Raw genomic sequence first — 13,187 nt, 5'->3', positions numbered from 1 at the left:
GCGGTGGTCGCTGAAGCGCGGACCGTAAGCCGCCGAGCTGGGCGGTACGGACCTTCCGGGCGGAAACGCCAGGATTGCTGAGAGCCACTGAGGCTCTTGTAACGGATCAGCGTTCCGTCGACGTCGAGGAAGAGGAGCATCGGGGAACAGGATCGGCCCCTGAGGGCAGTACGCAAAGAGCCGTACGGTCTTCAGCCGCTCAGCCCTCGAACCCCTGCTCCGCGAGGATCTTGTCGATGCGCGCCCGGTGCGCCTCCTCCCAGGCGTCGAGGGACTCGGCGGCCTCCTTGGCCAGCTTGGCCCGGGCCGCCGTCAGCACCTCCTCCCGGCGGGCGCCCGGCACGACCACGACGCCCTCCTCGTCGGCCACCACGACGTCCCCGGCGTCGACCGGGACACCCCCGCACCGCACCCGCTGGTTCAGCGGCCGTACGACCGACTTGCCGCCCGGGATCGGGATGACGCCCCGTGCGAACACCGGGAACCCCATCTCCCGCACCTCCGACAGGTCCCGGATCAGCCCGTCGGCGACGAACCCGGCGATGCCCCGGCGGCGGGCGACGGCGCAGACGTTCCCGCCGGCCAGCGCGTAGTCCGGGTCGCCCGACTGCACCACCACGACCGATCCGGGCTCGGCACGGTAAATGGCCGCGTGCAGCATGAGGTTGTCGCCCGGCGGGCACGACACGGTGAACGCCGGTCCGGCGACACGCGGGGCGGGGTCCCACAGCGGGCGGATGCCGATGTCCATCACCTGGTCGCGGCCCAGCAGGTCGGCGAGGGTGGTCGTGGGAATGCCCTGAAAATCGGTCGTGGCAGTCATACAAGAAAGCTACAGTCGTGACCATGACTGCCGGGTCGGCTTCGTGCCGTGAGCGAGTTGGGTGTTGCCCGGCCTCTGAGTGAGGTCGCGGCGGCGGGCCAGGAGCCCGCCTCTTTCTCTTCGCCTTCCGTCCGTGAGGAAACCAGCGACAGAGAAAGAGAAGAGAAAGAATTGCCCAACGATTTCAATCAACCCGTCATCGACGAGTTCCGCGCCAACAAGGGCCGCGTCGGCGGCTACTTCGAAGGCGCCCGACTGATCCTCCTCACCACCACCGGCGCCCGCACCGGCCGCCCGCACACCACCCCCCTCGGCTACCTCCCCGACGGCGGCGAGCGCGTCCTGGTCATCGCCTCGGCCGCCGGCGCCCCCAGACACCCGGCGTGGTTCCACAACCTCGTCGCGAACCCCCGAGTCACCATCGAGAGCGGCGCGTTCACCTACGAGGCCCGGGCGGTCGTCCTCGAGGGCGAGGAGCGTGACCGGATCTTCGCGCGGGCCGTCGAGGCGGAACCGGGCTGGGCGGCGTACCAGGAGAAGACGGAGCGGGTGATCCCCGTGGTCGCCCTGTACGAGATCGCCCAGGGCGGCCCCCCGAACATCAACGCGTCCTCCATGGGCGAGGCCATCAAGGTCGTCCATGACGCCTTCCGGCGCGAACTCGCCCTGATCCGCGAGGAGATGAGCAAAGGCGGCTCCACTCTGGCCGCCCAGCTCCGCGCCAACTGCCTCACCTTCTGCGCCGGCATCCACAACCACCACACCGGCGAGGACCTCGGCATGTTCCCGGTCCTGGCCGACCGCCGTCCTGAGCTCGCACCGGCCCTGGCCCGCCTGCGGGAGGAGCACGAGCGCATCGCCGCCCTCGTCGAGGACCTGCGTCACGCCGTGACCGCCGAGCACCCGGACCCTGCCTCCGCCCGCGCCGAGGTGGAGTGCCTCACGGCGGAGCTGGAGGCGCATCTGACGTACGAGGAGGAGCAGTTGATCCCGGTCCTGGACGCCGCGTAACGGCCGACGGTGACCCACGGGAGGCCGTCGCCCGCACGAACGCCTACAGCGGCAACGGCCTCCCGTGCACCACCTCCAACCCCGCCACCGCCCGCGTCACCACCACATACAGCCGCTGCAACCCCCGCTCCTCCGCCTCCACGATCGCCGCCGGTTCCACGGCGACGACATGGTCGTACTCCAGCCCCTTCACCACGCTCGCCGGCACTACGGCCACCCGCGCCCCCAGCTCGTCCGCGCCCCCCGCCTCGATCCCGGCCGCCGCCAGCGCCTCGCGCACCCGGGCCTCATCCGCGTCGGCGGCGACGACGCCGACGGACCCCTCCCGGCCCAGCGCATCCCGTACGGCACCCACGACCGCACCCATCAGCTCACCCCTCGCCGCCTCCCGGAACCGCAGCTCCCCGTCCCCCCGCAGCGACCGGGCCGGCGGCACCTCCACCTCCACCCGCTCCAGCAGCCGGTTGGCCAGCTCCAGCACCGCCCCCGGCACCCGGAACCCCGTCGTGAGCGGTACGACCACCGCGTCCGGCTTCCCCAGATGCCGCAGCACCGTCTGCCACGACCGTGCGGCCCAGGGCGTCGTCCCCTGCGCCAGATCCCCGAGCACCGTCAGCGACCCGAAGGCCGCCCGGCGCGCGATCGCCCGGCACTCCATCGGCGACAGGTCCTGCGCCTCGTCGACGACGAGATGGCCGTACCCCTGCGGATGCTCGATGAGCCCCGCCACCTCGTCGAGCAGCACGAGATCGGCCACCGACCAGCGCGCCGACTTCCACGACCGCGGCGGCTTCGCCCACAGCAGCGCCTTCTGCTCCTCGGCGTCCAGCAGCCCGTCGGCGGCATCCGCCAACGCCTGGGGATCACTGAGCAGTTCGGCCACCACCTCCTCCGGCCTCACCCGCGGCCACACGGCGTCGACATACTCCCCCACCGCCCGCGCCCGCGAGACCTTCTGCACCCACGCGTTGCTCCGCGTCCCGCTGCGCCGCTCGGCCTGGTCGCGGATGAGCCGCACCACCCGAGTCCGCACCCGCTCCCGCCCGACGGCGTACGGCGGCTCCTCCTCCCGCACCCCCGCCACGATCCGCACGAGCTCGCCCGCCGCGACCCGCCACCGATACGAGCCCTCAGCAAGGACCAGGGACTTGACCCCTGCCGCACTCACCCGCGCGTACAACGCCCGCCGCAGCACGTCGGCCATCCGGGCGTCGTGCTTCACGACGTCCGCCCGCCCGTCGTCCGCCCCGGTGACCGGATGCCGGGCGATCTCGTCCCGCAACGTGGACTGGCGTACGCCGGTCTCGCCGAGGGCGGGCAGCACCTCGGAGATGTACGACAGGAAGGTCCGGTTGGGCCCGAGGATCAGCAGTCCGCCGCGCCGGATGCGCTGCGGGTGGGTGTAGAGCAGATACGCGGCGCGGTGCAGGCCGACGGCGGTCTTGCCGGTGCCGGGCGCGCCCTGCACACACACCGACACGGCGAGATCGCCTCGTACGAGATCGTCCTGCTCGGGCTGGATGGTGGCCGCGATGTCCCGCATGGGCCCGACCCGGGGCCGCTCGATCTCGCGGGCGACGATGTCGCCGGCCCGGGACTCGCCCCGGTCGAGGTGCTCGTCCTCAAGGCCGGTGAGGTCGGCGGAATCCCCACGGCTGCCCGGGGACCAGCCGAACCGCCGCCGTACGGCGACGCCCTGGGGATCGCGGGCGGTGGCCTGGTAGAAGGCGCGGGAGACGGGGGCGCGCCAGTCGACGACGAGGGGCGGGTCGGCCGGGCGTTCGGTGATCCGCAGCCGCCCGATGTGCAGGATCTGCCGATCCGTCTCCAACCGGCCGAAGAACAAGGGCCCTTCGGGCAGCTCACGCATCTCCTTCGCGTGGCTGCGCAGCTGGAACCCGAGCACCTCGGCATCGGCACCGGAGGCGGAGACGTCCTCGCCGGTGACGACGTGCTCCTGTGCTCCGTCGACCATGGCGGCGAGAGCGGTGCGGCAGCGGTCGTGGTGGGCGCGTTCCTGGACGAGGGCATGGTGGAGGGAGGGGTCGGGTGACGTCATTCCACGGAGCGTACGCGAAATAACGTAACCAAGTTAAATTTTTTACTCAGCCTCATCGGGCAGGAGCCAGCTGCGGCAACCCTCGCTCCAACCGCCCGAACGCCCGCTCCGCCGCCGCCACGGCGTCCTCGCGCACCTCCTCCAGCGACTCCCCGTCCGCGATCCGCCGCCAGTTCTCATTCGCGAGGATCCGCAGTACGGCGATGATCTGGCCGGCGGCCAGCCGCGCGTCGAGATCCCCGCCGAGGGCCTCGGCGAGCGCGGCCTCCGACCGCTGCTGATAGGCGTACACGCGGGCGACCAGGGCCGGCGTCCCGTAGAGCAGCGAGTGGAAGGCAAGCACGCGGGGATCGTCGTTCAGCCCGGTGACGGGATCTCGTCGCTCCAGCCCGTCCAGGAAATGCCGCCGCAGCGCACGAAGGGGCGCACCCTCCTCCGCCTCCGCCACCACCCGCGCGGCCTCCTGCTCGTGATCGGCGATCCGGTGCAGGACGAGATCCTCCTTCGCCGGGAAGTACCGGAACAGCGTCGGCTTGGAGATCTCGGCCGCGGCGGCCACCTCGGCCACGGAGACGGCGTCGAAGCCCTTCTCCAGGAAGAGGCGGATGGCGGTCTCCGACACGGTCTCGTACATCCGCTGCTTCTTGCGCTCGCGCAGCCCCGTCTCGCGCGGGCCCGGGTCGTTCATGCGGGTGAGCCTACGCGCTGCCACCCTGCCCGCCGTCGCCCGATGGGCGCCCTCTCGGGGCGACGTCAGGCGATCGCCGCAGGCCGGACGGGGAGGCGGAGGAAGCGCCCGGCCGCCTCCAGGGTGCGGCCGTAGGAGTCCACGGCCCGGCGGACATAGGGGGCTCCCAGGCCCGCGCCGGTCACCAGGCGGTTCAGGTCGACGTACGCCGACCGCACGAACTCGAGCCCTCGGTAGACATGGCGGTCCTTCTGCCAGTCGTGGGTGAATTCCCCGTCCAGCTGGACCGCCCAGCGCCGGAACATGCGCTTGTACGTCTCGGGTCGGGTCAGCGTGAGGTGCATGTGCCGGACCAGGTCGTAGAGCGGGTCGCCGACCAGCGCCATCTGCCAGTCGACGAGGGTCAGCCACGGGTGGCCCTCGTGCCGTACGAGGTTCCATGGGTGCAGATCGCCGTGCAGCAGGGCGGGCCTTCGCTCGCTCACCCGGAACCGGGACAGGATCTCCCCGAGCCGGCCGGCCTCGGGCAGGCCCAGGATCCGGGCCAGTTGCTGCGACTCCTCCGGCAGGCCGGCCACCAGGCGGACAAGGTCCGCGCACAGCCGGTGGAAGAAGCCGCCCGCGTCGGCCACCGGGTCGAGCTGCCGTGCACCGGATGGCTGGGCGGCCGGTCCAGGTCGCGTCCTCCGGGACGCCCAGCGCCGGCAGCGGGGGCAGCGTCTCCTTGCGCACTCTGATCGTCCCGGCAAGCAGTTCGGCCAGCGCCCGGACGTACAGGGTGTCGACGGGCTTGCCGTTCTCGGAGTGGACCGACAGCGGCGCGCCCTCCACAAAGCTGTGGATCCTGAAGCCCTCCCCCTCGGCCAGGCACTCGGGGGTGTCCGGCTGGACGCCCCGTACGGCGTCGAGGACGGCGCCCTCGTCGAACCACGTCCTGAGCACGACGGGCGTAGCGCCGGCCTCGCGGACCCGCACGATCACCCTCCTGCCGGGCTCCACGCCAAGTCGTCGGGCGACATGCCGGGGCGGCTCCCACACGTAGTTCGAGTTGTGGTGGCCCCGGCTCACCGCGCCGCTCTGGCCGGCGAGCCGGAGGATCTCGTCGCTCCCCGTCTGATCCACTCGCACACGGCGAGCGGGACGGGGAGCAGGACGTGCGCTCACAGGCCACTCCTGTCGGACATCGCCGAAGCCGGACTCGGGACGAGGAAGGGCAGGGTAGCGCCGCGGAGTGGCGTATCCCTGTCGATGTGAGGCTACGAGGCGTCAGAAGCGTTCATGACGACCGTGTCCGACTCTCGATGCCAACGGACGAGCGCGGCCATGATCTGCTTGTGGGCCGGCACGTTCTCCAGCCCGAGCGGCTCAGCGGCCGCGGTCAGGATCCGCTGGAGTCTCGCGGCAGCCGCGGGAAGACCCACCCAGCTGAATTCCGCCTGTTCACGCAGTTTCAAAGCCACGCGAATGACATCGGTGAACACCGACTGCGCCCTCTTGAATTCGAGAATCCGCGACAGGTCCACTTCCCAGCCACGGGAGCTTCCGGGATGGACGCGCTCGACGACACGGCACCATTCCTGGGTCATACGGTTTTCCTGCCACGCCGGATAGCGCATCAGATAGAGATGGGTGGCCAGGTCGTACAGCGGGTCACCGACCATCGCCAACTCCCAGTCGATCACCCACAGTCGGCCCCGCGGATCGACGATGAGGTTCTTGCGATGCAGGTCCGCATGGAGCAGGCAGAAAGGCCGGCTCGTCAGACCGGACACGGCCTTTCTGAGCCGGGTGAACGATTCGTCCGCCACGCCCAGCTCCCGGAACAGCCCTTCGAACTGCGGGCGGTTCCGCTCATAGACCTGTTCCTCCATGAAGACGATCAGGCGTTCCAGGAAGCCGTCGGTGTCGCCGTCCTCGGGGCGGTCCTCCGGCTCGCAGCGGCGCTCGGCCTGCAGCATGTGTGGCCGGATCCGCACCATCTCCCGGAACACGTCGACGAGCTGGTCGAAGATCGCGTCGGACACGCTGCGACTCGACCACCAGCGCCGAGCGCCGACGGTGCGTCCCTCGATGAAACCCTGAAAGTCCGTACCGCCGATGGCCACGACGTCCGGCACACATGCGATGTCGTGCTTCTTCAGGACCCTGAGCAGCTCCTCCTCCGACTTGAAGCACCGCCGGTCGAACCACAGGATCTCCGCGCGCGGCTCCCGGCACTTGATCCAGGTCCGGTCCGCCAGCAGGACGTGGGTCACATGGTGGTACCCCTTGAGCGGACCTCTGACGAGTCTCGGATCGACGCTCAACTCGTGGGTCGGCTGCCGATCGTCGGAGACCGAGGGGGTTGTCATGCGCTGGGTTCAGGCCATTCCGGTCGGGCCGATGAGGAAGAGGGGATGCACGTTACTACTCCGGAGTCAAACAACGGTGGAGAACTAGTGCATTCGAGTGACCGGCTCCCTACCCGACCAAGCGGTGCACGCGAGAACCACAACTCCGACACCCGCCCGGAACCGGCCGGAAGCGCTGGCAGCACGGCTGGGCGGTAGGCCAGACTGTCGCGATGACCTCAGGGAGGCGCGTTGGGTGACGCGATCGACGACCAGGATGTGCTGCCGGCCCTCCTCAAAAGGACAAAGGCGGTTCTCCTCGACTTCGACGGGCCCCTCTGCTCCCTCTTCGGTGGCCTGCCCACGAAGGACGTGGCCGACGAGATCAAGGAGACGGCGCGAGCGCACCGGGGGTGGAGTCCCCTCGCTCCGGAGGTCGAGCACTGCTCCGACTCGCACGACATCCTTCGGCACCTCAGGGACATGTACGAGGCAGCTCCCGCACGGCCCAGTGCCCGACCGCTCGAGCTCGCCGAGGGCATCGTCGCGCGGGCGGAGGAGAATGCCGTCGAGACGGCCGTACCGGCGCCGGACACCGTCCCTCTCATGGAGTTGCTCTCCGGACTCCGCATGCGCCTGGCCGTCGTGAGCAACAATGCCGAGGAGCCGATCCGGAAATTCCTCGACCGGCCCGATATCCGGCTCGGTTCGACATTTCACGGTGTATTCGGCCGGAACCCGGACGACGCACGGCTCATGAAGCCGGATCCGCACTGCGTCGAGCGCGCCCTCGAGGAACTCTCCCTCGACGCCTCCCACTGTCTTCTCGTCGGCGACACGCTCTCCGACTTCAAGGCCGCCCGGTCGGCCGGGACCTGTTTTCTCGGATACACCCGGAAACCGTCCCGGGCCGCGGACATGAAGGAGAGCGGAGCGGAGGCCGTGGTCTCCTCGCATCAGCCGGTCATACAGGCGGCGCAGCGGCTCCATGCTGCTCGGCGGAAAGACGCTGCTGCGCATCGGACTCGCCTTCGCGGAGCAAGTCCTCCAGTCGCCCTACGGGGCGGTGCTGATGCTGGGCCTGTTCCTCGTAGTCATCGGGCTCCAGGCACACAGCAGGACCTGCACGTCCGCGGGGGTGATGGTGCTCGTCCTGTTCATGGCCCAGGCCTGAACCGGAGTCGAGCGCCGGACCAGTCAACCAGTCAGGTTGGTCGGCCTCTCCCGCAGCAACCGCAGCAGGGGCTCCAGGGAGCCGACGATGTCCTCGACTTCGGCCTCCCGCAGGGACTTCTCCTTGTCCTCGTCGCGTGCATAGCCGAGGAAGGAGACGCCGGCCCGGTGAGCAGCGGTGGCGTCGAACAGGGAGTCGCCGATCATCAGAGCGGTGGACGGGTGCGCCCCCATCGCGTTCAGTGCGCGGTTGAGACAGTGCGGGTCGGGTTTGAGGAGGCCGAGATCCCGGGTGCGGCCGTATATGTGAGGGGCGAAGCAGGAGAGCAGGTCGCGGCTCTTCAGGTACTTGCGAACCGCCTGCGGTGAGTTGTTCGTCGTGATGGCCAGGCGAGAGCCCACCGCCTTCCAGGTACGTATCAACGGGTCGGCCCACGCGGTGGGCATGGCGCCGGCAGCCGCGTGGAGTTCCTCCTTGGTGAGACGTTCCTCCATCTCCGCCACCAGGTCACTGCCACGGTGCCGTCTGTCGATCGCGCGCAGCACCGCCTGCGGGTCCTCGAGCCGCCGCTCCTTCTCATCCAGCAGCTCGGCCAGGCCGAGCCTGTTCAGCCACTCCACGAACCCGGCGGCCACGCCTACGGACGGGTGCCGGGCGAACAGCGTGCAGATCGGCCCGTCGAAGTCCCACAGGACGACCCGCGCACCCGCGATCAGTTCCTTGAGCCTCTCGGTGTCGTACTCCGGCTGTGCTGCCACCGGTTCAGTCTGCGCCGTATCCGTCGTATCTGAAGTCACTAGGAGAGTGTCAGGTCCGTGGTGATGGTTTCCCAGAGGGCGTCGAACCACTTCTGGGATTCCTCCACGAACGCCGCGTCCCGTGCACCGGACTGCTTCACGAAGGAGAAGAGGACGGACTTCGAGCCCAGGGTGTCGTACATCTCCAGCGTCTCCTCCTCGTACTCCTCCCGCCGCTCGGCGAGAACGTAGTAGCCGATCAGCGCTTCCGCGTCGTTGAGCAGGTACAGCTTGACCGGCGGAGTGAAGGGCAGCGCGCGGAAGGTGACGTGCACGTCGATGCCGTGGGTGGACCGCACGGCCTGCAGGTTGTGCCGCAGCACCTGCGCCTGGGCGTTGCGCATCGCCAGCCAGCGCTGGTGGACCCGGTCACCCTCGCTGCTCTCGAGCGGGACGGGAAACGCGAGGTTGATGTCCCGGGACGGCAGCAGGATGCGGACGTCGATCGACTCGGGACGGAGGGTGCCCTCATGGATCAGGCGGATCGGCTCGCCCAGGGCGAGCATCAGACTCTCGGCCGTGAGGCAGACGGCATCGATGCGGACGTGCGCCGCCGCGAACGCCTCCGTCAGCCGTGGCGCCAGCCCGACCATCGTCGGCTGCGGTCCCTCCCACCCCGGCGACGACGCGGCGATCCGCGGCGGGCTGCCCCGGCTCACGTTGGTGAGGAGACCGTCTTCCTGGAGCGCGCGCAGGGCCTGGCGTACGGTTCCTCGCTCGACGCCGAACTCATCGGCCAGTTCGGCCTGGGTGGGCAGGCGGTCGCCCGCCTTCAGGTCTCCGACGCGGATCCGTTCCCGCAGGATGTCGGCGATCTCCTGGGGCGAGAGTCTCCTGCTGCCGTTCACTGACACGTTCTCCTGAGTCACGACCAAACGCTACAACTCTCACCCATCTATGGGCAGTTGTTTGTAGCTTGTTTCAAAGTAGGGGCCAAGTGGGGACAACTTAGTCAGAGTTGGCGTCAAGTTGGTTGAGTTGGCGGAAGTAATCCTTCCATCCCCAGGAGCCCGAAGGGGGAAACACAGATGCCCGTCCTCGCACTCCTCTCCGCCGTGTTCGTCGTCGGCGTCGAGCAGACCCTCCAGTGGAAGTACGGTGCCACCGGCATCATCGGCCTGCTGCTGCTCACCATAGGCATCAAGGCCAAGAGCCCCGCGGTCAGTTCGATCGGGGCCGTCGTCCTCGCCCTCCTGATCTCGGGCCCCGCCCTGTGAGCCATGGGTACCAGGCGTGCCGGCAGTGCAACGAACACACAGGTCAAACGCTGTGGGAGACGATCAGCTCGTGAGCACCAGCTCCGAACTGATCGTCTCCCACAGTGCGTTGAACCACACATGCGACTGCTCCACGAACGTCGTGTCCCGCAGCCCGGCCCCCTGCTCGAAGGCGAACAGCAACGACTGGAGGCCCGGGGCGTCGTACATCTCCAGCTGCTGGTGGTCGATCTCCACCTCGCTGCGCGCCAGTGTGTAGTACGCGAAGAGCGCCTCCGTGCTGTTGAGCAGGTACAGCTTCACCGGCGGAGTGAACGGCAGCGCACGGAAGCTGACCTGGACGTCGATGCCGTGTGTGGTGCGCAGCGCCAGCAGATTGTGCTGGAGCACCTGGCCCTGGGCGTTGCGCTGGATTAGCCAGCGCCGGCGCAGCTGTTCGTCGGCGTCGTCGGCCGAGGCGTCCACCGGCGTCGGGAAGGCGAGCGAGATGTCGCGGCTCGGCAAGAGCACACGGACGTCGACCTTGGCCGGTTTCAGCTGTCCGGCGTGAATCTGGCGGAGCGGTTCGCCGATGGCGAGCGTGAGGGAGACCGAGGTGAGACACAGGGCGTCGATCTCGACGTGCGGGGCCGCGAAGGCGGCGGCGATGCGCGGGGCGAGGGCCACCATGGTGGGCTGCGGCGGGGCTCCGGGGCCGGTCAGCGCCCTGCCGAGGTCGGGTGCGACCGTCGCCGGGGCCCCTTTGGATACATTGGTGAGCAGGTGCTCCGACTGCAGGATGCGCAGGGCCTGGCGTACTGCTCCGCGCTCGACGCCGAACTCGTCGGCCAGCTTGGCCTGGGTGGGCATGCGCTGGCCGGGCCGCAACTCGCCCGCGGTGATCCGGGCGCGCAGCGCGTCGGCCACCTCCCGATGTGACTTCTGTGGCCGCTGTGCACTCTTCCGCCCATTGACGGAGACGGGTTTCGGCTCCACGACCAAACACTACAACTTCCCGCCATCTTTAGGCAGTTCCGGGGAAGGTGGTTATGAGACGCGTCCAAGCGGTCATAAGTACAGTGAAGTTGGTCGCCAACTTAGGCAACATGGTCAAACTTTCCAAAGGTTGGCCACCAGAGTGGGATCTCTCGACCATCGCCCCGAAGGAGACCGGCATGCCGCTCGTCTACCTCGCCGTCGCCGCACTCGCCATCGGATTCGAGCAGCTCGTCCAGTGGAAGTACGGGCCGATGGGCATCATCGCCTTCCTGGCGCTGTCCATCGGCATCAAGGCAAAGAACACCATGATCGGCGGCATCGGCGCGGTGATCCTCGTGATGCTGCTCGCCCACTAGGTCCTGTCGTCAAATTCCCGTCGTCCGCCCGGAGGGCGGGCCGCGCGGCGTCTGGTGCGTGCGATCGCAAGGCGCCGGAGCGCCCTCGTGGCGGAGCCACGTGGGCGGTTCGGCAACGCGGCGAGCGTGCGTGCCAGGCGTCGCGCGGCAGGCGGGAATTTGACGACAGGGCCTAGGGTCCTGTCCTCCAGGACCCGGCGACCAGGTTCGGCCGTCCGGGCTCCCTTCCGGAGGGGAGCCGGGAGCCCGGTCGGTCTGCACCAAAGGCACAGCCACAACTTCACATCGACAACCGAACAGCGAACCCGCACAGCCACAACCGCATACAGATGCAGGCGCACAGCCCACAACCACAACTGAACAGCTCGCTACGGATGAGCAGACCTGTCGCCGGCAGAGAGGAGCCTCAGAAGATGTCCGGGCACCAAGGTCGCCTGGACGTACGCAGCAGGGCGTCGGCCACCCGGGCGGCGCCCGCTCGTTCTTCCCGCACCCGACCCAGCGCGACGAGCCGCACGACGGACTCGTCGCCGAGCCAGAGACGGCCCAAGTCGGCGACATCGAGGGTGAGTTCGGCGGCCGCTGCGGTCGGCGTACAGGACGCCCCGCCCTCCGACGCCTGAAGCAGATACCGCCCGCCGGTCAGCCCACCCGCATCCACGACCTCCAGCACCAGCGCCCCCTGCCCCTCGTACGTCCGCGCCTCCAGCGCCCGTACGACATCCAGGATCCGCACCCACAGCCAGTCCGCCAGCGTCGTGACCCGGGCGGCCCGCGGATCGGGCAGATAGAGGGGTAGCAGGTCGTCGGGGGCCCGCCAGCCGCTCTTGACCGTGGTGATCCAGTCGATCGAGCACAGGTAGCGCCACAGGGCGCGCTCGGCGTCCGGTGTCGCCGCGATCAGCCAGTTCACGGTCGCCGTGTTCAACGGCTGCTTGCCGTCACCCCAGTGGTCGTCCGCCGTGTACGACACCAGCCCCTCGACCTCGCCGCCCGCCGAGCGGTACACGGCGAAGAAGGGCTCGGTCCACGGGGACCGGTCCAGGCGCAGCACCCCCGTGTTGACCAGCCACCAGCGCTCGTCCCGGTCGACGGCACCCGGCTGGGCGCGCCGCACCCTCTCGAACAGCTCCGGGCCGATCTTGCGTACGTCCGCCCCGTCCACGAGGTCGATACGGCCGCCGTCCTCGGGACCGGCCCACCGCGGGTCGAGGCCGGTCCGGGGGACGTCGACGGTCCACTGGGCCGTCGACGTGGCGGGGCCGAAGCCGTAACGGCCGTAGATCGGGTACTCGGCGGCGATCAGGGTCGCGACGACGTCCCCGCGTTCCTTCGCGGCGGCCAGATCCTGGGCCATCATGCGGGTGAGCAGGCCGCGGCGGCGGTGGGTGGGGGTGACGGTGACGTTGGAGATGGCGTCGGCGGGGACCGGGGTGCCGCCGACCGCGGTGATCTCCTGCGCGAACGACCGGAAGGTGGCGATGCAGCGGCCGGCGTCGAAGGCACCCAGCGTGCGGGCCGGGACGATGTACGACTTGCGGTCCGCGATCTCCGTCTCGGCGACGTCGGGGGTGCGCAGGAAGCCGGTGTTCAGGGCCCTGATCCAGTCGGGGAGGTCGGCCTCGGTGATCGGGCGGACGTCGATGGGGGATTCGGGACGGCTCATGCGGCCCACGGTAGGTGGACGGGCGCGGGGTGTCGCCGAATTTTCCCGGCCCCGGCACCCCGCCCCCGCCCCCGCCTCCTTCGTCCAC

Annotated in this window: 13 protein-coding genes and 1 pseudogene; 5 read left to right on the top strand and 9 right to left on the bottom strand. The window is 69.5% G+C overall.

The annotated features are described in order from the left end of the window. Window positions 1-199: 199 nt before the first annotated feature. Complete coding sequence (locus tag ADL12_RS13165) at window positions 200-823, bottom strand: RraA family protein (protein ID WP_062701833.1); 624 nt, start codon at window positions 821-823, stop codon at window positions 200-202. A 171-nt stretch (window positions 824-994) separates the two neighbouring features. Here ADL12_RS13165 and ADL12_RS13160 point away from each other — a divergent pair, with 171 nt between their 5' ends. After that, window positions 995-1,834, top strand: coding sequence for a nitroreductase/quinone reductase family protein (locus tag ADL12_RS13160; protein WP_062701831.1), 840 nt, complete (start codon window positions 995-997; stop codon window positions 1,832-1,834). 43 nt (window positions 1,835-1,877) lie between these two features. On the opposite strand, the gene ADL12_RS13155 is transcribed toward ADL12_RS13160, so the two are convergent. The 4 genes from ADL12_RS13155 to ADL12_RS13135 form a co-directional block, all read right to left on the bottom strand. After that, window positions 1,878-3,893 carry a HelD family protein gene (locus tag ADL12_RS13155; protein ID WP_062701829.1) on the bottom strand — a complete coding sequence of 672 codons (2,016 nt, stop codon included), beginning with the start codon at window positions 3,891-3,893 and terminating at the stop codon, window positions 1,878-1,880. A 52-nt stretch (window positions 3,894-3,945) separates the two neighbouring features. After that, complete coding sequence (locus ADL12_RS13150) at window positions 3,946-4,581, bottom strand: TetR/AcrR family transcriptional regulator (protein WP_062701826.1); 636 nt, start codon at window positions 4,579-4,581, stop codon at window positions 3,946-3,948. Between the two features lie 65 nt (window positions 4,582-4,646). Continuing rightward, window positions 4,647-5,213, bottom strand: coding sequence for a phosphotransferase family protein (locus ADL12_RS56405; RefSeq protein ID WP_062701824.1), 567 nt, complete (start codon window positions 5,211-5,213; stop codon window positions 4,647-4,649). Window positions 5,214-5,837: 624 nt separating this feature from the next. Next, window positions 5,838-6,932 carry a phosphotransferase family protein gene (locus tag ADL12_RS13135; RefSeq protein ID WP_062701820.1) on the bottom strand — a complete coding sequence of 365 codons (1,095 nt, stop codon included), beginning with the start codon at window positions 6,930-6,932 and terminating at the stop codon, window positions 5,838-5,840. Window positions 6,933-7,190: 258 nt separating this feature from the next. Between ADL12_RS13135 and ADL12_RS56400 the strand changes: the two are divergent. Together ADL12_RS56400 and ADL12_RS54950 are read left to right on the top strand one after the other, a co-directional pair. After that, window positions 7,191-7,826: pseudogene (locus tag ADL12_RS56400) on the top strand (HAD family hydrolase); the annotation flags it as partial. Between the two features lie 73 nt (window positions 7,827-7,899). Further along, on the top strand, window positions 7,900-8,085 hold the full coding sequence (locus ADL12_RS54950) for a hypothetical protein (RefSeq protein ID WP_062701816.1): 186 nt from the start codon (window positions 7,900-7,902) through the stop codon (window positions 8,083-8,085). Window positions 8,086-8,108: 23 nt separating this feature from the next. Here the strand turns inward: ADL12_RS54950 and ADL12_RS13120 are convergent, their stop codons facing one another. Next, a complete protein-coding gene (locus tag ADL12_RS13120; RefSeq protein WP_244187882.1) occupies window positions 8,109-8,843 on the bottom strand; it encodes an HAD family hydrolase in 735 nt (244 codons plus the stop codon). Between the two features lie 38 nt (window positions 8,844-8,881). Beyond that, window positions 8,882-9,757 (bottom strand): GntR family transcriptional regulator, encoded by an 876-nt coding sequence (locus ADL12_RS13115; protein ID WP_079052014.1) that lies wholly within the window; start codon window positions 9,755-9,757, stop codon window positions 8,882-8,884. 153 nt (window positions 9,758-9,910) lie between these two features. Here ADL12_RS13115 and ADL12_RS13110 point away from each other — a divergent pair, with 153 nt between their 5' ends. Beyond that, window positions 9,911-10,099 (top strand): hypothetical protein, encoded by a 189-nt coding sequence (locus ADL12_RS13110; protein ID WP_062701811.1) that lies wholly within the window; start codon window positions 9,911-9,913, stop codon window positions 10,097-10,099. Between the two features lie 63 nt (window positions 10,100-10,162). On the opposite strand, the gene ADL12_RS13105 is transcribed toward ADL12_RS13110, so the two are convergent. Further along, window positions 10,163-11,005, bottom strand: coding sequence for a winged helix-turn-helix domain-containing protein (locus ADL12_RS13105; protein ID WP_062701809.1), 843 nt, complete (start codon window positions 11,003-11,005; stop codon window positions 10,163-10,165). A gap of 248 nt (window positions 11,006-11,253) precedes the next feature. Here ADL12_RS13105 and ADL12_RS13100 point away from each other — a divergent pair, with 248 nt between their 5' ends. Then, window positions 11,254-11,433, top strand: coding sequence for a hypothetical protein (locus tag ADL12_RS13100; protein WP_062701807.1), 180 nt, complete (start codon window positions 11,254-11,256; stop codon window positions 11,431-11,433). 406 nt (window positions 11,434-11,839) lie between these two features. Here ADL12_RS13100 and ADL12_RS13095 read toward each other — a convergent pair whose 3' ends face one another. After that, window positions 11,840-13,099 (bottom strand): GNAT family N-acetyltransferase, encoded by a 1,260-nt coding sequence (locus ADL12_RS13095; protein ID WP_062701835.1) that lies wholly within the window; start codon window positions 13,097-13,099, stop codon window positions 11,840-11,842. Between the last annotated feature and the right edge of the window lie 88 nt (window positions 13,100-13,187).

Source organism: Streptomyces regalis, assembly GCF_001509475.1.
Lineage (GTDB): Bacteria > Actinomycetota > Actinomycetes > Streptomycetales > Streptomycetaceae > Streptomyces > Streptomyces regalis.
Note: the sequence above shows the minus strand (reverse complement) of the source record. Positions and strands in the feature narration are given on the sequence as shown.